We start from the raw sequence: 20,707 nt of genomic DNA, 5'->3' as shown, positions 1-20,707 counted from the left end.
GTGAGTGTACAAAAAACACTCACAGAACACGGTTATGGATCAACCGTCAATTTCCCGTGGTAATTAGCGACTGCGACAAAGTCGCCTGGTAATTATACCGTCAGTATCCCTTGGTAATCACCCTAATACAAAATTGCTGACATAGACCAACCTTATTAAAAAGTAACGTTATTTTTGACCGGAAAGCTCGGTTGTACGGCGTACTGCAGCCAGAACGCTGCTTTGCAGGCCAGCGGCGAAATCACTTTTATTCAACTCGTATAAACCATTAATGCCGACACCCGCCGGAGAGTTATTAATATCCATCAGTTGGCGCGGATGGCGTCCGGATAATTTAAGCATTTCAACCGCGCCGACCAGATTTTCCCACACCACCTGCGTGGATTGAGTGCGGGTTAATCCGGCAAGAACACCGGCATCAGCCAGCGCTTCGACAAAGTAATAGACATAGTTGACGCCAGCGACAGCAAAACCGGTGAAGACGTCAATCAGCCGTTCCTCCAGCACCATCACCTTGCCGAAACTTTCGAGGAATGGCATAACGGACGCACTGTTGACATAAGCATTAAACGCCACGCCGCTGTAGCCCAGCCCGGTATCCGTCAGCGTATTCGGGATGATCCGCGTAATCGGGCGCGACTCGCCCAGCATCAAAGACAGCTGGGCCAGCGTGACGCCAGCAATAATAGAAATGACCGACGCCTGTGGCGCTGCATGCTGCTTAATCAGTTGTGCGACACCGGCAATATCATCCTGCGGGCGTACCCCCATCACAATGTGATCCGCTGCAGCCAGCGCGTTGGGCAGATCTTGTGTATTGCTCAACAGATAGCGTGCTTTTAGCGTTTCAATTCGCGCTGGATCAATATCCGATAAGCTGACCTCATCCGGGGTTAATGCCCCGCGTTTTAAGGCGGCGCGCAGAATCGCTTCGGTCATTTGACCGGCACCAATAAAGTGGATATGGCTCATAGTTAATCCTCGGAAGTAACAGAAACAGGGCCCAATGACCTCTCCACCAGCGATACCCAAAGACCGATGCCGGGTGCGATAAGTTGGTCATTAAAATCATAATGCGGGTTATGTAATGCTGCGCCGGGCGTTGGGCCATCGGCCCCCAGCCACAGATAAGCGCCCGGACAGGCTTCCAGAAAATAGGCGAAATCTTCTGCCGCCATGGATGGCGATAACTGCGTGTGGACTTGCGTGATCCCGGGGACTTGGCGTGCGGCATCCGCCAGAATTTTTGCCTGTTGCGCATGGTTGACGGTTACCGGGTAACCGTATTCCCAGCGAATGTTGCCAGTGACGCCAAACGGCTGGGCGAGCTGTTCGACATACTCCGCCATCAGGGTCTGGCAACGCGCTCTGGCGGCCTGACTCAGGCAACGCAACGTGCCGGATAAGTGCATTGTCTGCGGGACGACATTTATTGCTTCTCCGGCCTGTAGTTGCGTCACGCTGATCACGGCGCTGTCCAACGGAGAGAGGCGGCGCGTCGTGATCGTTTGCAATGCGGTAATCAGGTGTGCACCGGCCAACACCGGATCGGCCCCTTTTTCCGGCATCGCCGCATGGCATCCCACGCCAGTCAGCGTGATAAAAAAGTTGTCCTGCGAAGCCATCATTGGGCCTGCGCTAACGGCCACTTCCCCTACCGGCAGCCCCGGCCAGTTGTGCAGCGCATAAACCGCAGAAACAGGGAAGCGCGTAAAGATCCCTTCTTCCACCATCAAACGCCCGCCACCGGCATTCTCTTCCGCAGGCTGAAAAATAAAGTACACCGTACCATTGAACGCTCTGGTCTGGCTGAGATAGCGCGCCGCTCCCAGTAGAATGGCAGTATGCCCGTCATGTCCACAGGCGTGCATCGTGCCTGCCGAGGTTGAGCACCATGCAACGGCGTTATTTTCCTGGATGGGTAATGCATCAATATCAGCGCGCAGGGCTATTGCCGGCCCTTCACCATTGCGAAGAACACCAACCACGCCAGTACCCGCGATACCGGTATGCACTTCAAGATCATATTCGCGTAGCAGGCTGCTGATTTTCGCGGAAGTATTAAACTCTTGTAAGCCAATCTCCGGGCGCGCATGAATCTCACGTCGCCAGATAATCGCCTGTTGAATAATGTCTTCGGGAATGGAGCACATATTTCCTCTACATTTTCCCGGCACAATGCCGCAGCATGACGCTGTGAATGAATTACCAGAACGCATAATGCCTTCTGGTAGTGGATTAAATTATTGTGTTTTTTTTAACGAAAAAGAGCAGCTCAGGGCTTACCAAAATAGATCCTGGCCAGCCCTTCTTTTGTCACTTCAACCGCGTGCTCGGCGCTCAATGAAATATGTTGCTCAATCAGCACCACGCCTTTTTCTATATCCCGCTGACGTAAAGCCGCGATAATGTCGACATGCTCGTCATAAGCATTATTCCTGCGCACGGGCGTTTCGAGATCGATACGCCGGAAAAAGCGGCTGAGCGAATTCAGGCTATCGAGCATTTCATAGAGCCGACCGTTATGGGAAATACGGGCTATCTCCATGTGGAAACGTTCATCGATTTCCGCTATCTTCGCCCAGTCCTGTTCGGTTTGCGCCGGGCGATGCTGGCTCACTTCCTCCCAGATAGCCGTGGTCGCGGCGATCTCTTCATCGGTTGCCCGCAGGCAGGCGAAACGAAAGGTTGATTGCTCTATCACCATTCGCACTTCATACAGCTCGCGGACACCCTCCGGCGTCAGGTCGCGGGAGTAAAAACCCCGGTTAGGGACAAAGTTCATAAAGCCGTCTTTTGCCAGACGGTTTAGCGCTTCCCGTACTGGGGTGCGCGAGACGCCCAGTTGTGCAGCAAGCTCAACTTCATTCACCCGTTCGCCGGGACGAAAGTGGTAATCAATCGCCAGGCCTTTCACTTTCTCGTAGACCTTTTCCACACTGTCAGCGCTACGGGATTTCTTTTTAATAGCAACCACATTATCCCCTTAATTTACCGCACACTCAGCACGAAAATAAAAATGCTGCACAGGTTATTTCACGTAATGTTTTTATATATCCGTCATACTTCAAGTTGCAGGTGTGTTGGCTGCGTTCGTTCACCCGAATCACTTACCTGAGTAAGCTCATCGGGATTCACTCACTTGCCGCATTACAAGGCTCTAATGAGCCTTGCCCTAAAGGGCCAACGCGTGGCGTTGTTCAACACGCCAGCGTGTTGTCCTGCAACTTGAATTATTTAGGGTATAGATAGCACAGCAAAAAAAACAACTCAACACAAAAGTGAATACACTTTTGTTCTATTTAAAAGTTAATGATTTATAAGTTTTTTTATATTATTTGTTGTCGTGGTTTTTTTTCGCACCATTTTGCGTCAGCGTTGCACCAAAATGAATCAAAGTGACTTCACTTTTGTACGCAGGCTTTTTTATAAACCACGGTAAAAAGAAAATAAAAGTTTTACTATGCGATTTTTATTATTTTAGATTTCCTTGTATTTATTCGGGAATTTGCATTTGTCTCACCTGAAATAAGCACGTGCTGTCGGGAATATCCTGGCTTTCTGGCATCGTCTTTGCTTAATACATAAGTGTATGCACTTATATATTCACTTTGGTGCGCACTTTTTTGGCATGACCAGGCAGGCTTGTGCACGTTTGCACAGGCGACAAAACACCGGCCTCAGAAGTCGGCAACAGCAAACCGGAGAACCAACATGAAAAATCGTTTTGGGCAGGGCATGGCGCTGTCAACACTGGCAGGTATGACGTTGTTAGGTCTGGCGCACACGGCGCAGGCCGATGTGAACATGGGGGCGATTTTGCCCTTAACCGGCACCAGCGCAAGCATTGGTGAAGATCAGCGCCGTGGTATTGAACTGGCGGTTGAACAGGTCAATGCCCAGGGCGGCGTTAATGGTCAGCCATTACATGTGATCGTGGAAGATTCCGCTGAAAGCCCGGTAACCGGCCTGAATGCCGTGCGCAAGTTAACCCAGGTTAACCATGTGCCGTTAGTGGTGGGTAGTTTTTCCTCCAGCGTCACCATTCCGGTTGGGCAATATCTGGTGAAGAACAATCTGTTGCACATCAATATTTCCGGCACCAGCACCGATATCCGCAAAATCGGCGCTACGTCCTGGAGCGTTATTGGCCTGGATTCCCTTTCCGCGAGCTTCTCGGCACAAGATGTGCGCCAGCTCGGTTACAGCAGCGTAGCCTTTATCGCACCTGATGGGGCTTACGGGCAGGGGATGGCGGAGCAGTTCACCAAAGCGTTTGAAAAAGCGGGTGGCAAAGTGGTTGCCAAAGTGCTCTATGCCAGCGGTCAGCCTTCTTATCGCCGTGAGTTGGAGCAAATCTCCCGCGCCCATCCGCAAGCCTATGTCTATACCAGTTACGGCCAGGATGCCATTGTGCTCAACCGTGAGGCCTGGGAACTGGGGCTGAATAAAACGCCCTGGTATGGCATGTATTTAACCATGGCTATTGAAGGTTCTCCGGCGCAGTACACCAACGGACAGGTGGGTATGGAAGTCGCGGGTATTGACCAGAAAGCGGCGAGCGGCAACGGCGCAAATTATGCTGAGCTGTACCAGCAAAAATTCCATGAGAAACCGCGTTCCGTGTACGGCAGCTATGCCTGGGATAGCGTGATGCTGGCGGCGGCAGCGATTGATAAAGCACACAGTGCCGATCCGGCAGCGATGATCGCGGCAATGAAAACCATTGCGCCTGGCTTTACGGGGATTACCGGCACATTAAATCTGGATGCCGATAACCAGCGTCAGTCCCAGCCATACCTGAAAGTGAAAGCGTTTAATGGCGTACCGGTTCCCCGGTAACGAGCCGCTTTATCTCGCCAGTTCACGCTACATCATCGGGGAAACACCATGCTGCAGTTTTTGATTGATACATTGATTCGCACGGCGGATTTGTCGCTGGTCGCGCTGGGATTAAGCCTGGTGTACGGGCTGGTACGGTTCGCCAATATCGCCCATATGCAATATGCCATGGTCGGTTCATTTATTACCGCCGCCGGGCTTCGTCTTGGCATGCCGTTGTCTATGGCAATCGTGTTTTCGGCAATGGTCTGCGGCATGCTGTCCATGATGTTGCATCACTGGGTGTACCAGCCGCTGCTAAAACGCGGCACCGCTAACGCCATGATTGGCTCGCTGGCGGTATCGATGGTGCTGATTGCACTGGTTCTCGGGGTTGAAGGATCGGCCCCGGTGAATTATTCCCTGCCAGTGGGCGAACTCTTGCTGGTGGGGGACACACGCATCTCGACCGACGAGCTCTGGAGTCTTGGCGTCACGATGTCGTTGGTGGTGATGTTCAGCCTGCTGCTGTTTCGCACGCCGCAAGGTCGCGCTATCCGTGCGCTGGCCAGTAACCGGGATCTGGCGGCGGCCTCCGGGTTGAATGCCAGTGCCATTATCCACAACGTCAATCTGGTGGCCGGAATGCTGGCCGCTGTGGGAGGCAGCATGCTGGCGATGAACGCCAGCGCATGGGTTAACCAGGGCAATGATCTGATGTTGCCGGTACTCGCTGCCGCCATTCTCGGCGGGCTGGGAAACCCAATGGGCGCTATTTTTGGCGCACTCCTTATCGCGGCAACCGAAACCCTCGTTACCAACATCGACTGGAGCTGGCTGTTCGGCGGCGACTTAGTGTTTATCCCGGTAACCTGGGTGAATGCCTCATCGTTTGTGATTTTGCTGCTGGCGCTGTTGCTGCGTCCTTATGGCCTGTTTAACCGGGAGGTCCGCCGTGTCTGAGTTTTTACTGCATATCCTTTGCCTTGGCGGGATCTATGCCATTGTCGCACTTGCCCTGAATTTACAGGCAGGTTATGCCGGTTTGCTGAATTTCGGTCATATCGTGTTTGTCGGAACCGGCGCTTATGCCATCGGTCTGGGAAGCCATTTTGGGTTGCCGCTGTGGCTGGTGATCCCGGCCGGGTTACTGTGTGCCATTGTTATCAGCGCGCTGATGACGTTGCTGGGTCGTCAGCTCACGGCGGATTACTGGGGCATCGCCACGCTGGCACTGGCTGAAATCATCCGTATTGCGGTCGTCAATGAAGACCGTCTGACGGGCGGCGCGCAGGGGATTGGCGGGCTGTCTGCGCCCTGGTCAACCGGCGATACCGTCGCCGATACGCGCATCTTTGCGGTCATTATCCTGCTTTGCGTCATCATCGCCACGCTTGCCAGCCTGCGGATCGGCACCAGCCGGTTTGGCCGGGCGCTACGCCTGATGCGCGAGCAACCTCAATTGGCTATCTGCATGGGCTATGCGCTGCTATGGCTGAAATGCCGGGCGTTAATGAGTAGCGCGGTGATGTGCTGTCTGGCCGGTATGTTACTGGCCTGGTACACCGACTATGTCAGCCCGGATTATTTGCTCTCTTCGGAAACCTTTCTTATCTGGAGCATGGTAATGATCGGCGGTATTGGCAATGTGCGCGGCGTGCTGCTGGGCGTGTTGTTGGTAGAAGGGCTGTATAACTTTATCCCCTTCGCAAAAGATTATTTCCATATCAGTTCAGACCTGACTGGCGCTTTGCGCCTGGGGTTGGTCGGTCTGGCTTTATTGCTGTGCCTGCTCACCCGGCCGGGCGGCCTGTTACCTGAAAAATTAAGGACGTTATCATGAGCCGTTTGCTTGAAGTGGCTGGTGTCAGCAAAGCCTTTGGCGGCAACCAGGTACTGACATCCGTATCATTTACGCTGGAAAAGGGCGAAATTCTTGGCCTGCTGGGGCCGAATGGTTCCGGTAAAAGCACGCTGCTCAACACCATTTCCGGTTTTACCCGACCGGATGGCGGTAGCATCACATTTGATGGCCGCGCTATTGCGTGTCAGCCCAGTCACCGAATTATCCAGGCAGGCATTGCGCGCACCTTCCAGCTTCCTGTCATGCCGGAAAAAATGAGCGTGATGGAAGTCGTGATGGCGGCGGGTACTCGTCAGCACGGGTTATTCAACGGTCTGCTGGGGCTGGCTTCCGGGCATAAAGTCGAACAGGAAGACCGAGTCCGCGCCAGCGAATTACTCGACACCTTGTTGTTAACCAAAGTGAAAGACCTGCCTGCTGCGGCGCTTTCCGGCGGACAGAAAAAATTACTGGGCATTGCCTGCGCGTTGATGGGCAAACCGACGCTACTGATGCTGGATGAACCTATGGCGGGTGTGCACCCGAAATTACGCCAGGAACTGGTGGAAACGCTGGTCAACCTGAGTCGTCAGGGCATTTCGCTTTTGGTTATCGAGCACGACATGCACTTTATTAACACCTTGTGTCAGCGCTGCATTGTGTTGGATCGCGGGCAGATTGTCGCCAGTTGCCGCCCGGACGAACTGGCGCAGAACCAGCAGGTGCTGGAAGCCTATCTCGGGCACAGCACCGCAACATTGCAGGAGGCGGTATGATTACCCTCGAAAACGTGGTCGCCGGTTATACCCCAGGGATTGATATTCTGCATGGTATTTCGTTGCACGTTAAACAGGCGGAAATCGTGACGCTGCTGGGGCCAAATGGCTGCGGCAAATCCACCTTGCTGAAATCGATTGCCGGTTTTGTCTCCCCGCGCGAAGGACGGGTTGAAATCGATGGACAGGAAACAGCCAAAATTCCGGTGCACCGAAAAATCCGTGAATGCGCGCTCGGGTTTGTCCCGCAACTGGACAACGTCTTCAACACTCTGACCGTGGCAGAAAACCTGCAAACCGGGGGACAGTTTTTAGCGCCCGGCCAGCGTAAGCAGCGGATGGCGCAACTGGCGGAACATTACCCGGTGTTACATAAAAAGTGGCAATCGCCCGCGTCCGCGCTTTCCGGCGGCGAGCGACAAATTCTCGCGCTCGCCCGCGCACTGATGCCTGAACCTGCGGTACTGCTGCTTGATGAACCGTCGGCCGGGCTGTCACCGAAAATGCTGACGGAAGTGTTTAGCGCCATACAAACCATTCGCCGCAAGGAAAAAGTGACTATTTTGATGGTCGAGCAGAACGCCATGGAGGCACTGCACATTTCCGACCGGGCTTACGTGCTGGCGCTGGGGAAAGTAGCAATGGAGGGCAGCGCGCGGGTTCTGCTGGACGACCCCCGTATGCGCGAGCTCTATTTTGGCGGTCGTGCCGCCTGACAGGATCAATAAAAAGAACAGAAGGAATACACCATGCCGATTACCCCGGTTATCGATCACGCGGTGATTAATGTCGATGAAGAGCTGGATCAGGCGCAATCCTTGTTCCAGCGGATGGGATTTCAGCTCAGTACGCGGGGACACCATTCGATGGGCTCCAGCAACCATCTGGCCATCTTTGCCGATAACTATCTGGAGCTTTTAGGCTATGAGCCCGCCAGGCAGACTGACTCGCGAGGTTTATGGAACGTTGCGCCAGGCCTTGCCGGGCTGGTCTGGAAAACCCAGGATGCGCATGCGGTATGGCGTCACCTCCAGCAATGTCAACTCGATGGCGAACCGCCGACCCGCTTCTCACGCCCGGTGATACTGCCGGACGGCAGCCAGGCTGAGGCCCGGTTCTGTATCTCGCGGATCCGCGCCAGCGCCGTGGCATACGGCTTCAGTTTTTTCTGCGAACATCAGACGCCGCAGGCCGTCTGGCAGCCCGCCTGGCAAGTACATCCGAATGGCGTGCAGGCGCTGTCCGCGTTCGTTATTGCCTCGCCTCAACCTGAACAGACGCTGGCGCTGTATCGCCAGTTATTCAGTACGGAGGCTCGCGCGGAGGAGAACGGTGGTTATGTGCTTGATTCAGGAACCTGCTGCCTGCGTATTATCACGCATCAACAGGCCAGCCAGGAGTTCGCGCTGCCGCCTGTCGCTGCGCAGGCTCCGGCGAAAATGGTGGCGCTCTGTTTTCAGGTGGCCTCACTGGGGCAGCTCAGGCGCTGCCTTAGCCAGGGCGATATTCAGTGGCGCGAGCAGGGCCATCAGGTGCTGGTGATGCAGCAGCAGGCACAATGGCTGGCGATGCGTTTTGCGGAAAAAGCGTAGAGGGGAGAGCCAGAAAACGAAGGAAGAGGCAGGACGACAGATGCCCAGGCCCTACCGGGATTTATAAACCAGACCCACAGGAAAATCAGGTAAGCCCCGGCAGACGGAGCTTACGATAGGCGCGTCGAACGCGGGAACTCCGGTTTTCGCAAGCGGTCAGCGAAGGGGATCTCGCAGCCTCGGTGAATATTAACGGGCTTGCTCGTTATGTTCTGGCGGTACAAGGCGGCATGGTGTTGCAGGCGCGCGATGGCGCCAGCCGTGCTGAGCTTGAGAAGGTTGCCCGGTACGCGATGCTGGGATGGGGCGACTGGGAGAAGGCTGCTTCACCCCGGCCCCTCGCTTCCTGCCGCCAGCAGCGGCACCAGCACGTCGCTGATAGGGGTTGGAATACCCTGTGAACGACCATAACGTTGGATCACGCCGTTGCGGATATCCCATTCCAACGGGCGGTTCGCCTGTCGGTCGGCGAGAATTGAGGTGCCCAAATCCGCGGGAGCATGATGGAAGGCGTCAACAATCTCCTGTGGAACATTTTCATCAAGTACCGCGCCTTCCGCATGTGCTACCGCCAGACATTCGTGCAGATAAGCCAGCGCCAGTTCCGTGACATCTCCGCGTGAGAACATCCCGGTACGACGATTAGCCAGCACCATCAGTCCCGCGGCGGCATTATGCAGCAGTTTGCGCCAGGCCACCGAGATAAAATCGGATGATAATTCAACCGTACAGCGAGTGCCGCTGAGCGCATCCACTACCCATTTTGCCTGCGGCACATCCGGCAGCGTCAGGCGGGGTTGGGCGCGCAACCAGACGGATGCGTCAGGCTCACGCTGTGCCGGGAACCAGACTACCGAAGGCAACACCTGTGCGCCGTTGACCCAAGGTTCCAACAATTTTTTCTGCTCGACACCGTTTTGCAGTGCACACACGACGGTGTTTTCATCGCACAGTGTAGCCAGCCAGTCGGCGCTGCTAGCAATCTGGGTGGTTTTCACCGCGACAAACACCAGATCGAATGGATGGCTGATAACCGCCGGATTGTTCAATACCGGGCCCGGCACCACAACTGTATCGTCATCGCGGCGCAGAATTAACTGTGGATGCGCGGTGCGTCCGCAAAGGCGTGGCGTGCGGCCAACTTCATGCAGTACCGCAGCGATGGTCGTACCGATAGCACCCGGACCCAGAAGCGCCATTGTGGGATGGTCTGACATTTTGTGTTCTCCTGATTCAATGATCATTACGGAACCGGTAGCGATGACCGAGCATGCCAACAGAGCAGATTGGTAACAGTATATTCGTTGAATGTGTTGAACAGATGAAAGAGATACTGGGTATTTACCGGTTCAGAACTCTGAATCGAGTCAGGGAAATCATGCGGTGCCGGTGGTTGGAGTACGAGCGCCCCATGAATCCCTGAATAACCGAAGGCCGGGAGAATATCAGCGGATAACTGAAAACCCTGGAATCCCCAAAAGTACGCAGAATTAAAAATAGGTCTACTTACAACATCTCGCCGAGTAGTGTGGCACGCGTATCCTTTGGTGGTTCCGGCTTCAGATGGGCCGGTTCAATCTTGCAAATACTATCAGCGATGATGCCGATTAATGACTCTTTCGGGAATTTTTCCCATTGTCCTACAGCCTCGCGTTTTAAGATCGCATCACCTTGTCCCCAGTACTGAGAAAAATAGATGCGCTCAAACTGTGCACGCTCTTGAGTATCGCAATTAACAACGTTAATCACACGCGAGCTGGAGACATAAACGGGGGGATCGGTTTGTACACGTCTTGGCCCTATGTAGTTATTAATGAGAAAGAAACGGCGCAAATGTGTGTTGTTCTGGTAGCTTGAAACGCTACGCATGTCGGCATATGTACCTCCCGTATTGTCTTCAAGCAGCTTTAGCAATCCAGCGGGGCGCGGGCCAACAGTTGGCACTTTATTTGGACTGGAACAGCCTGCAAGCAGTGCTAATGTGGTACACAGAATTAAGTATTTCATTGTTTGTTTCCAGCCAGATCCGGTCGCAGTGGAAGTAAATCACCTTCTGTTACGCTGCCTTGCACCGAACAGAGTAGCTTGGTTTTGCCATTACTCACCTCCAGTAGTGCAAGTTTTTCTATGCTGCCTTTGGCTGGAGCAATGCCGCTGGCCGCACTTGAATTGGCTTGCCATTCACGATCATCAGGACGTTTAATCATCGGATTAGATATATATTCGTCACCCGCTTTTTGCCAATTTGCCTCCGATAACGCCGCCATCACCACTTTCGGCGATTCCTCGATAACCAGCCCCCAGAAATAATATTTACCTAACTCTGCGAGGTCGCTCTTTTTCGACCAATAACCGGAAAGTGTTAGTTGCCCCACACGAACTGGCTGAGAGAACCACAGCATGTCACCATTGCCTTTGGGGGCAGTGAACCAGGCATGCCGTGCTTGGTCGGTCGTTAGCGGTACAACGTTTTTAAACTTGGCCTGCTGGCTATAGAGCTCGCTGAAAAAACTACTGTCACAGCGAAGAAGGCTTTCAGGGAGAGTCTTGGCCTGCACTGCTCCTATAGCACTTACAGCTAATACCAGAGTGAATATGAGCTTCATAAAATATCCTACTATCAATGGATTGGTTATTAATTAGGGATGGAATAATTTTACATGACTTCGCACAGGGAAAAATCTGTGTAAAGTCAACTTTATATTCGATGGAGCAATGCGCATTTGTAAATGAACCTGTTTTAACTCTATGTATTTGCTGAAACCTCACCAGATATATTTCTTTCTATATTTGTAAAAAAAGAGATTCTTGGGAGTTGGGATACCCGGTGTTTTATCGACTCGTCGTTTCTTGAAATACTGAAGTCAGTGGAACCGTTCCTATCCTTGGCATCAGTGTGATACCCCTCACCCACGCAATGCCGATGGCACAACGCCGAATCGGCGACGGAAAGCGGCGGTGAATTTGCTGTGGGATTCATAACCGACGTCAAGGGCGATGGCGGCGACCGGGCGTTCGGATGACTGCAATAACACCATTGCCGTTTCCAGCCGGGTATCCCGCACACAGGTAGTGATGGTGTGGCCTTCCTGTGCCAGTCGGCGGTTCAGGGTGCTGGCGGTTGTGGACAGCGCTTGCGCTACACGGCTTGCCGACCAGTGATCATACGGGCGCTGCGCCACCAGCCGCCGCACCCGCTCGCTCCAGTTCAATGCTCCCGGCGGCGCCAGTACCACACCGGCGTGTTCAGCCAGCAAGAGCAATACTTCCAACACCCGGTGTTCGCTGAGCGTTGTCGAACAGTTTGCGTCGCTCAATGCATCGGCGGCGCGCAAAAACGCCGTTTTTATGCTTGCCGAAGTCTCTGCGACCCGGGCTGCGCTGCGTACCGGTTCCAGCGCGGCGAACTGACCGAAAGACTGATAAAAGCGCGTTATCGTCTCGGGTTGCAGGTTGATAACTTGCGCTACATAACGCCCTTGCGGTGCCGGATCGTTGACAACATCCCATTGGGTGCCGCGCGGCAATATGAATAACTCGCCGGGTGCAAAATCACTGCGGCCTTCCGGCGCTAGCAACTGTTTGGTGCCGGAAACGACCAGCCCAATCAGATCGGCGTGCATCACTACCGTGCGTAATACGTATTGGTTACGGGCAATAATCTGATGGGTAAGCAGCGAACTGGCCGGTGTATGGCGAGGCACCGGTTCGGGCGAATACGTCGTGGGCAGATTGGGGGGTGCGGTCAGCGTCATCCGGTATCCGTGGTCAAAATGGAACAGAGGTTGAACGAGCCGGAACAACGGGAACGATACCGGCGCGCTACCATTGGCATCACAGTTCAGTCTGTGTTCTGACATTCATCATCAATAAGCCGTAAACGCGGTGAGGCAATGAATGACGAACCCAAAGCCTACCATGAGTCACAGGAATATGAATATGAAAACAGGTTTACGTTTGACCCGCTCTTGCGCCCCGTTGCTCGTCGGTTTGATGGTGACGGCTACGGCACATGCGGAAACTCTGACACTCTCCAGCCCGACGATTGCGCCGAATAGCACGTTGCCTGCCAGCTTTGAGTTCAATGGCTTCGGCTGCAGCGGGCAGAATCAATCCCCGGCGCTGAACTGGCGCGCCGCGCCGGCAGGTACTCAGAGTTTTGCCGTCACCGTTTATGACCCGGATGCGCCGACCGGTTCTGGCTGGTGGCACTGGATGGTACTGAATATTCCGGCAAATGTGACGGGCCTTGCGGCTAATGCCGGCGAAATGGGCGGCAAACGCCTGCCTGCCGGTGCTAGCCAGGTCCGCATTGATTATGGGGTGGCGTCGTGGGGTGGTGTTTGTCCGCCGGCGGGTGACAAACCGCATCGTTACATTTTCACCGTGTATGCGCTGAAAACCAAAACGCTGGATGTCCCTCAAGATGCTAATCCGGCGCTCGGCGGCTTTATGATTAACGCCAATACACTGGCCAAAGCCAGTTTCACGGCTTACTACGGCCGCCCGGCGCAGTAATCGTCTGGCCGCGAGAGACGCTTTGCCGTTTGCTGGGGCGTCACGTCTGCATCAAGCCGGATACCCGATGGGGAGGTATCCGGTTTTATCGTAACGATGTACCTGCCTCAAGCGTGTTGATGCCGCCAGGCGTTAATCACGGCTTTCGCTATATACAGATCCTGAATCGCCAGACCGGAACGGTCGAAAATGGTGATGTCTGATGCTGATTCACGGCCGCTGCCTTTCCCGTGTGGCGAGTAGCCCGTTGGTACAGGCGCACCACGATATGACCCGTCCATCATCCGTGGGTGTGAAAACACCAGTAAACATATTGTTACAAAGATGTGATGATGAAATATTAAATTCATCAAGAATAATCAACTCAAGTGAAGTGATATATTTAAAGTATTACGCCGATCATGGTTGTATTTATAAATAAAAAAGCATCGTATTACATAACTATACCGGTGATGATTGATGGGTAAATAAAGCCATTAATCGGAAATGAAAATGACAATAGGTGCGTTAAATAGATAAATATTGAGCCGGTGATGATAAGTGCCTTTTTCTCTGGCGAATAGGCATCAATGTTGTTTTGTGGTGAAAAGATTCAGGGGAAGTGTCTCTCAATACATCTATATCCCCGTCATACTTCACGTTGCCGGTATGTTGTTCAACATGCGAGCGTGTTGTCCTGTAACCCGAATTATTTTGGGTATAGACATGCGAAGGAAGATACAGGGTGGAAATTTATTTCTTATTATTTCCTCATTAGAAATGGCATGATGGCTGATTATGCTCATCCATTTTAAAGATGGATAAATATATTTAAATCTTATTGATTTTATTTATTAGAGTTTCACAGGTAAATAGTTTCAGCGAGGATTTCTTGTTATTCAAAAAAGGTGATTATCATATTCAATAAGTTCTATTGACGGCATAAAATTATCGACTTAAGCTCACGGCAATATTCCCCATTGACTCAGTGTTTTTTCTGGGTTTTATTGTCTTTAAGAAAATATGGCTTTATTTAATCAAATGGCTTGATTAAAGTTCGGATAGCATGTTCTATACCCAAAATAATTCGGGTTACAGGACAACACGCTCGCATGTTGAACAACACACCGGCAACGTGAAGTATGACGGGTATATACCAATAATGCTGTTGAAGAGTCTGGGTGATTCCGGTTGTGTACCTGTCGACCGAAATATGAAGGATATAAAAAATATATGGAGGTTATTCAGATGAATACTCAGATAAAAAGAATGTCGCTGGATGGTACCAATGATTTTCTTATGAAGCCGGAACATAAAAATATTGCGCTGGCGATTATTGAAAAGATATTTGCACGTCGTTGTCTGGTGGATGAAGACGGTCAGGAGCATTATCGGTATGAGGATGAAATTGCACCTCATCTCGATAATATTATCCACGCTGTCAGCCGTCAGGAGCCCATCGTCATGGTGCTTCCCGCGTTTCCGGGAAAATCGCCGAATCGCAAGAAAACCCTCAGCCATCTGCCTGATTATGCAGAACTGTATGCGCTGGATAATTTGCATGAATTATGTCAGGACATTCGCAGCGTTTATCAACCTGGGGCAGTCATTGGTATTTGTTCTGACGGTTATGTCTTTTCCGATGTCGTCCGCATTCCGGATCATCAGGTAAAGGATTATACGGATATGATCAGTGATTATTGCATGAAGAAATATCCAGGCATGTTTTTTATGTATGACCTGATTGAGACATATCGGGAAATCAAGGATCTCGATTCCATGCGGGAAGAATTGATGATTCAGTATGGCACGTCATTATTGACGCTGAAAAAACGGGTGAAAGAAGAACCGGAAGCCGCCTCCATGTATAAAGGCGTAACACGCTTTTTGTGTGAGGATTACGGCGGTATGGAGGAGTTTGCCGGCGTGAGTAATGCACAAATCCAGAAAGTAGCCCGGGTGGCGGCTTATCGCGTCATTCAGCGTAGCGAAGCCTGGAGTCAGCATCTGGAAGAGAAATTCCCGCAGGCTGTGCGTTTGTCGATTCATCCGCAATTCCGGATTTCTAAAAAAATCGGTATCAAGCTGGCTCCGGTCAGGGATCGCTGGCGGACGCCGTGGCACTCGGTGGCGGTGAAACGGGGAACCGACATCTATTTGGAAAAGCGCAGCAATGTGGATGAACGCCATCATCACCTGATTTTCAAATCAGGCCGTCCTTTTCATTACATCAGCACCCAACTCAATGTGAAGTAACTATGTCGGTATGGAGTAACTATGTCGGTATGGAGTGATTATGTCGGTAAATAAAGCCGTGATTTTCGATCTGGACGGTACGCTGGTCGATACCTTGCCCGGTATTGCATTTGCATTGCATCAGACGCTGGGCGAGTTCGGCGTAACGCCGGACCCGGCGTTCATTGTCAGGGCGCATATTGGCGGCGGGTCAGGAAAGATGTTGGCCGCTGCCGCCAGACATCATGGCATCAGTGATACAACGGCGCTGTCGCAACGCTACCACGCGTTGTATCAGGCACATTGTCTGCACGATACCGTCTGCTATGCCGGAGTGAAAGAGCTGGTCGTGACGTTAAAAGCGCAAGGCGTCAGGCTGGCGGTATTGACCAATAAGGATGACGCGCTATCCAACCGAATCCTGCAGGCGTTATTCCCGCCAGACACCTTTGAGTTGGTGTACGGCGCCCGGCCCGATCGGCCGCTCAAACCTGATACTACCGGTTTGCGGCAGGTGATGGCGACATTGGAGACGTCGCATGAGCGGTGTCTGTATGTGGGGGATACGTCAATCGATGTGCAAACGGCAAATAATGCCGGCGTGGCTGTTGCTTACGTGACCTGGGGATACGGTAACGCAGACGGCACTACCGCCTGGCAACCGAGCTCTGTTTGCCACAGCGTGGCAGAGCTGAATACCTACCTGTGTCTGCATTTAGCGTTGCAGGAGTCTGTTGTCTGATGCTGAAACGCAGGATAAATAAGGTGAAATAAGACGGCGCAATATTACGCGGCAAGAAAAATAAATCATTAATGCTGTTGGCTCCTGGTTCATTTTAATTATCACCATGATGCTGACGGTGTGCTGTATTATTAATAGCACTTTTATCTGGTTTTTTTATTTTACTGGCGGCGGTGTCATTTCAGTGTGAAATGGCGTGCCCATTTACAGGTTGGGGTAGAGGAATGCAAGGAACGTTCGATACATTGTTTTCTATGTAAGCGGTTTTCTCTGTGAACGGTTTTCTCGATGAATGGAAACAATGAATATACCCAAAATAATTCGAGTTGCAGGAAGGCGGCGACGCAGCGAATCTCCGGGAGCTTACTCAAGTAAGTGACCGGAGTGAGCGAGGAAAGCCAACGCACCTGCAACTTGAAGTATGACGGGTATATACTCAATATTAATGGAGTAGAATTATGCACGACAGTATTAAAGAGACGGCTAATAAGATAGCTGATATCGTAAAATCCTATCTGGTTCAGGCTCAGAGCGATCGTTTTGAGCCGGAAGGGCGTATATTTCTGGAAAAACAAATCGGTGCCTTCCTGCAAGCCGCCACGCCTGTCAGGTTCGTCCTGCCTGGCTTCCCTTGCAAATCGCCCAATGTCGTCGATAAGTCGTTTGGCACTTTACCGGATTATGGTGATGTGATTTCCATTAATCGTCTGGAATCATTGGCGAAAGCGATTCAGTCTTTATATGAGCCCGGCTGTCAGGTGACTATTCTGAGCGATGGCACCACCTTTAATGATATTGTCGACGTTCCGGATGAAACGCGTAAAGCTTATAACCACCAATTACGCGAGTTGATTCAATCGCCCTATATTGAATGGAAAGAACTCGGGGATTTTTTCCCGGAAACACGTTCGGACGATGAAACCCGAAAAGCGTTGATTAAATCAGCCGGATTACCTTACAAAGGCATTGCCGATTTTATCAAGCGAGTCGGAAATAACGCCGAACTGGCGGCGACGCACGATAAGATTTGCAGTTATTTGTATAACGATGTGCGACTGAACCGGCAACCCCAGCAGTCCGATGAAAATTACCTGAACAGTGTGGTGGAAAAAGCCTATCAGATGATGTACCGCGGTCAGGCGTTGAGTGCGTTGGTTGAGCGGGCATTTCCCGATATCGTACGCCTGTCGGTTCATCAGTATGATAATGACGGCCCGAAATTCACCTTTGGTTTTACCGATGGTCTCACCATCGTGCGCCAACCGTGGCACAGCGTGCCGGTTCTGGCCGCGTCAGGGGACGTTTCGCTACAGGGGCACGCCAGTATTGATAAAGACCGCCATGTGTTGGTGACTTATCAGGGGCGGCCATGGGTGTATGTGGAAGCCGATGACGCCGGTGCCAGAGAGTTCGACTATGAACTGCTTAAACAACCGTTGTTCGGCCTGAAGATTGACGATCCGCACGGATTGGGCGTTAAGGCGCTGTCGCCGGCGTTTCTGGCTTTCCTGTCCGCTCAGTTTGGCTTCGTGTGTATCAAGGGCGTGCAGTTTGAGCGCAGCGAGCAGTTGGAAGCGTTCTGCCAGCCGTTTGGCGAAATTTTCCAGTGGCAATTCGGTGCGGTGCATGTGGTTAAACCGGAGGAGAAACCGAGTGGATTCGTGCACTCGCTGGAGAAAACGCCGATACACTGGGACCTGAGCATGATTCGGCTGGATCACGAGCAGGTCGGCGGCAACCCCTGGTTTACCGCGGAGCGCTTCATGTTGTACTGCAAGACCCCGCCGAAAAAAGGCGAAGGCAGCACCACGGTGGTGGATGGTCGCATTGTGATGGATATGGTTGGCCCGGACGTGGTGAAAAAGTGGGAAGACGTCCACATTACCTATAACACGCCCATGACCTATTTCGGCGGCAAGCCTCGCACTTATCCGCTGGTGTATGCGCACCCAAAAACCGGTAAGAAGGCGTTCCGCTATCAGGAAGGCAGCGACTCCGAGCTGCAAAAATTCACGGTTGAGGTGGAAGGCGTCTCCGCACAGGAAAGTCGGGCTCTCATCGAGGAGCTTGACCGGCTGGTATACGATGAACGTTGCATGATTGCGCATGACTGGGAGCAGGGCGATCTGCTGATTCTTGATAACTGGCAGACGCTGCACGGCCGGCTGCCGATGACCGAGGCCTCGCGTGGCCGCGAACTGTGGCGGGTGCAGGTGTTTTAATCGCTGCGGAACGACGGCAGTAACACGGGGCGGTTCCGCCCCGTTATCTATCCGCCCCGTCATCTAATCGGCAGGTTCTACGTGTTCTCTCCCGCTTCCAGCGTCTGGCGTTGGGTCAACGTTGGGAAATATTTCATCCACAGCGCCACCACCAGCAGCGTGCCGAGTCCCCCGACGACGATCGCCGGCACCACCCCCAACCAGGCGGCGGTCACGCCGGATTCAAATTCCCCCAGTTGATTGGAGGTGCCGATGAAAATGGAGTTGGCGGCGCTCACCCGGCCGCGCATGTCGTCCGGCGTTTCCAGTTGCACCAGCGTTGATCGGATGACAACACTGACCATATCGGACGCGCCCAGCAACAGCAGCGCGGACAACGACAGAAACAGATTGGTGGACAGGCCAAACGCGATGGTGGCGACGCCGAACACCGCGACCGCCGAGAACATGATCTTACCGACGTTGCGGGTGAGCGGGCGGCGGCTCAGGTAAATCGACATCAGCACTGCACCGAGCGCGGGCGCACAGCGCAGTAACCCTAGCCCCCACGGGCCGGTGTGCAGAATATCTTTAGCGACGATAGGCAACAAGGCGGTGGCGCCGCCGAGCAGCACGGCGAACATATCCAGCGAGATCGAGCCGAGAATGACCGGATTACGGCGGATAAAATTCATGCCGCCAAACAAGCTCGCCAGCGTGACCGGCGCGCGGGCCGGCGCCTTGTACTCGTATCTTAACCGCAGCAGCACCAAAAATGATGCCAGAAAACAGGCTACGCTGGTGGCGTAAAGCGTGGTGGCGCCGATCAGGTAAATCAGGCCGCCGAGCGCCGGGCCGGCAATCACCGTGGCCTCGCGAGCCGACGCCATCAACGCCACGGCACGAGACAACAAACTGGGCGCTATCAGGTTTGGCAGCAGCGCTTGCGTCGCCGGCATTTCAAAGGCCCGCGTCGCACCCAGCACGGCGGAACAGGCATAAATCATCGCAGCGCTGATGGTATGGGTGAGGTTACCCAGCACCAGCACCAGTATGGTGGCGGCCATCAGCAGGCGGCAGCAGAGGATAATCACACGACGGTTGTACTGATCGACGGCATGACCGGCAACCAGCGTCAGCGCCAGTTGCGGCAAGAATTGCGCTAATCCCACCAGACCGAGGTTCAAGGCGCTATTGGTCAATTCATACATTTGCCAGCCAATCCCGACGATCAGCATCTGAAAGGCAAAAGAGGACGCAATTTGTCCTAACCAGAAACACAGAAAAGTAGGATTTTTAAGTGGTGATGCGATTTCCACGGAATGTAATCCAGGCCGGTAGTTGTAATAAGACGTGTTCAGTGTACCCAACTTATTGTTTTATTGAACTGAAGTTTTCTCCACAGAGGTAAGTAAACGATAACGGGTCGGCGGTTTCTTTCGCGCAGAGCGGCGGTAGTGAGAAAACTAAATAAATAGAGTGGCTTTGATGGGGAGAGCGCAACAATATCGATTTTTACGACTCTTTTTGCTGACAGTGCCTGGTTAAAGGCGATAAAATAATAAATACGAAATTTTTTATTTATTGATATATCAGGTTTTTATCTGATTCTTCCATCTTAATGAGGATTATTATGCAACAGCTACCTGCCTGCCCTAAATGTCAGTCTGAATACACCTGGCAGGATGATGCCATGCTGAACTGCCCGGAGTGCGGGCATGTATGGTCGATGGAAGGGGACGCAGGAGCGCAGGAGGAAGGGCTGGTGGTGAGGGATGCCAACGGTAACCTGCTGGCGGACGGCGATACCGTTACCGTGGTGAAAGATCTGAAAGTGAAAGGCAGCTCCTCGACGCTGAAAATCGGTACCCGCGTGAAGGGGATTCGTCTGGTGGAAGGCGATCACAATATCGATTGCAAGATCGACGGTTTCGGCGCCATGAAGCTGAAATCCGAATTTGTGAAGAAAAGCTGATCGGAAAATTCAGCGCGATGAAAAA

The 20,707-nt window shown here is 52.7% G+C and carries 20 protein-coding genes; 11 read left to right on the top strand and 9 right to left on the bottom strand.

The genetic code is table 11. The features are described 5' to 3' along the window. Nucleotides 1-168: 168 nt before the first annotated feature. The 3 genes from DCH402_RS15635 to DCH402_RS15625 form a co-directional block, all read right to left on the bottom strand. Entirely contained in the window at nt 169-972 is an 804-nt protein-coding gene (locus DCH402_RS15635; RefSeq protein WP_040002156.1) for a pyrroline-5-carboxylate reductase family protein, read from the bottom strand. 2 nt (nt 973-974) lie between these two features. Next, entirely contained in the window at nt 975-2,153 is a 1,179-nt protein-coding gene (locus DCH402_RS15630) for a M20 aminoacylase family protein (protein WP_040002154.1), read from the bottom strand. 122 nt (nt 2,154-2,275) lie between these two features. Next, entirely contained in the window at nt 2,276-2,977 is a 702-nt protein-coding gene (locus DCH402_RS15625) for a GntR family transcriptional regulator (RefSeq protein WP_038914352.1), read from the bottom strand. Nucleotides 2,978-3,714: 737 nt separating this feature from the next. Here DCH402_RS15625 and DCH402_RS15620 point away from each other — a divergent pair. Genes DCH402_RS15620 through DCH402_RS15595 form a run of 6 tightly spaced genes read left to right on the top strand, consistent with a single transcriptional unit; the run spans nt 3,715 to nt 9,032 of the window. Continuing rightward, a complete protein-coding gene (locus tag DCH402_RS15620; RefSeq protein WP_040002150.1) occupies nt 3,715-4,842 on the top strand; it encodes an ABC transporter substrate-binding protein in 1,128 nt (375 codons plus the stop codon). Nucleotides 4,843-4,890: 48 nt separating this feature from the next. After that, nucleotides 4,891-5,784 (top strand): branched-chain amino acid ABC transporter permease, encoded by an 894-nt coding sequence (locus DCH402_RS15615; RefSeq protein WP_040002148.1) that lies wholly within the window; start codon nt 4,891-4,893, stop codon nt 5,782-5,784. Beyond that, entirely contained in the window at nt 5,777-6,664 is an 888-nt protein-coding gene (locus DCH402_RS15610) for a branched-chain amino acid ABC transporter permease (protein WP_040002146.1), read from the top strand. The genes DCH402_RS15615 and DCH402_RS15610 overlap by 8 nt, the downstream gene beginning before the upstream one ends. Next, nucleotides 6,661-7,440 (top strand): ABC transporter ATP-binding protein, encoded by a 780-nt coding sequence (locus DCH402_RS15605; protein WP_040002144.1) that lies wholly within the window; start codon nt 6,661-6,663, stop codon nt 7,438-7,440. Before DCH402_RS15610 ends, DCH402_RS15605 begins: the two co-directional genes overlap by 4 nt. Continuing rightward, nucleotides 7,437-8,156 carry an ABC transporter ATP-binding protein gene (locus DCH402_RS15600; protein WP_040002142.1) on the top strand — a complete coding sequence of 240 codons (720 nt, stop codon included), beginning with the start codon at nt 7,437-7,439 and terminating at the stop codon, nt 8,154-8,156. Before DCH402_RS15605 ends, DCH402_RS15600 begins: the two co-directional genes overlap by 4 nt. Before the next feature lie 33 nt (nt 8,157-8,189). Continuing rightward, nucleotides 8,190-9,032, top strand: a complete 843-nt coding sequence (locus tag DCH402_RS15595) for a VOC family protein (protein ID WP_040002140.1) — start codon at nt 8,190-8,192, stop codon at nt 9,030-9,032. Between the two features lie 326 nt (nt 9,033-9,358). Here the strand turns inward: DCH402_RS15595 and DCH402_RS15590 are convergent, their stop codons facing one another. From DCH402_RS15590 to DCH402_RS15575, 4 genes are all read right to left on the bottom strand, one after another. Next, complete coding sequence (locus DCH402_RS15590) at nt 9,359-10,249, bottom strand: oxidoreductase (RefSeq protein ID WP_040002138.1); 891 nt, start codon at nt 10,247-10,249, stop codon at nt 9,359-9,361. Between the two features lie 289 nt (nt 10,250-10,538). Next, nucleotides 10,539-11,039 carry a surface-adhesin E family protein gene (locus DCH402_RS21595; protein WP_152486934.1) on the bottom strand — a complete coding sequence of 167 codons (501 nt, stop codon included), beginning with the start codon at nt 11,037-11,039 and terminating at the stop codon, nt 10,539-10,541. Continuing rightward, complete coding sequence (locus DCH402_RS15580) at nt 11,036-11,638, bottom strand: hypothetical protein (protein WP_040002135.1); 603 nt, start codon at nt 11,636-11,638, stop codon at nt 11,036-11,038. Before DCH402_RS15580 ends, DCH402_RS21595 begins: the two co-directional genes overlap by 4 nt. A 300-nt stretch (nt 11,639-11,938) precedes the next feature. After that, nucleotides 11,939-12,892 carry a helix-turn-helix transcriptional regulator gene (locus tag DCH402_RS15575; RefSeq protein ID WP_226052508.1) on the bottom strand — a complete coding sequence of 318 codons (954 nt, stop codon included), beginning with the start codon at nt 12,890-12,892 and terminating at the stop codon, nt 11,939-11,941. Between the two features lie 79 nt (nt 12,893-12,971). Between DCH402_RS15575 and DCH402_RS15570 the strand changes: the two genes are divergently transcribed. Next, nucleotides 12,972-13,550, top strand: a complete 579-nt coding sequence (locus tag DCH402_RS15570; RefSeq protein WP_200864856.1) for a YbhB/YbcL family Raf kinase inhibitor-like protein — start codon at nt 12,972-12,974, stop codon at nt 13,548-13,550. A gap of 107 nt (nt 13,551-13,657) precedes the next feature. Here DCH402_RS15570 and DCH402_RS22475 read toward each other — a convergent pair whose 3' ends face one another. Then, entirely contained in the window at nt 13,658-13,831 is a 174-nt protein-coding gene (locus tag DCH402_RS22475) for a hypothetical protein (RefSeq protein WP_233276371.1), read from the bottom strand. A 946-nt stretch (nt 13,832-14,777) separates the two neighbouring features. On the opposite strand from DCH402_RS22475, the gene DCH402_RS15565 reads away from it, so the two are divergent. The 3 genes from DCH402_RS15565 (at nt 14,778) to DCH402_RS15555 (ending at nt 18,728) form a co-directional block, all read left to right on the top strand. Further along, nucleotides 14,778-15,785, top strand: a complete 1,008-nt coding sequence (locus tag DCH402_RS15565) for an L-tyrosine/L-tryptophan isonitrile synthase family protein (RefSeq protein ID WP_081642222.1) — start codon at nt 14,778-14,780, stop codon at nt 15,783-15,785. A gap of 40 nt (nt 15,786-15,825) precedes the next feature. Beyond that, a complete protein-coding gene (locus DCH402_RS15560; RefSeq protein WP_040002131.1) occupies nt 15,826-16,506 on the top strand; it encodes an HAD family hydrolase in 681 nt (226 codons plus the stop codon). 458 nt (nt 16,507-16,964) lie between these two features. Then, nucleotides 16,965-18,728, top strand: a complete 1,764-nt coding sequence (locus DCH402_RS15555; protein WP_040002129.1) for an L-tyrosine/L-tryptophan isonitrile synthase family protein — start codon at nt 16,965-16,967, stop codon at nt 18,726-18,728. A 77-nt stretch (nt 18,729-18,805) separates the two neighbouring features. On the opposite strand, the gene DCH402_RS15550 is transcribed toward DCH402_RS15555, so the two are convergent. After that, a complete protein-coding gene (locus DCH402_RS15550) occupies nt 18,806-20,026 on the bottom strand; it encodes an MFS transporter (RefSeq protein ID WP_040002127.1) in 1,221 nt (406 codons plus the stop codon). Between the two features lie 314 nt (nt 20,027-20,340). Here DCH402_RS15550 and DCH402_RS15545 point away from each other — a divergent pair, with 314 nt between their 5' ends. Further along, the gene (locus tag DCH402_RS15545; protein ID WP_040002125.1) at nt 20,341-20,682 is read left to right on the top strand and encodes a zinc ribbon domain-containing protein YjdM; all 342 of its coding nucleotides are present in this window, start codon (nt 20,341-20,343) and stop codon (nt 20,680-20,682) included. Nucleotides 20,683-20,707: the final 25 nt, after the last annotated feature.

It is taken from the genome of Dickeya chrysanthemi NCPPB 402, from assembly GCF_000406105.1.
Classification (GTDB): Bacteria; Pseudomonadota; Gammaproteobacteria; order Enterobacterales; family Enterobacteriaceae; genus Dickeya; species Dickeya chrysanthemi.
This window is presented reverse-complemented; position numbering and strand designations above follow the sequence as displayed.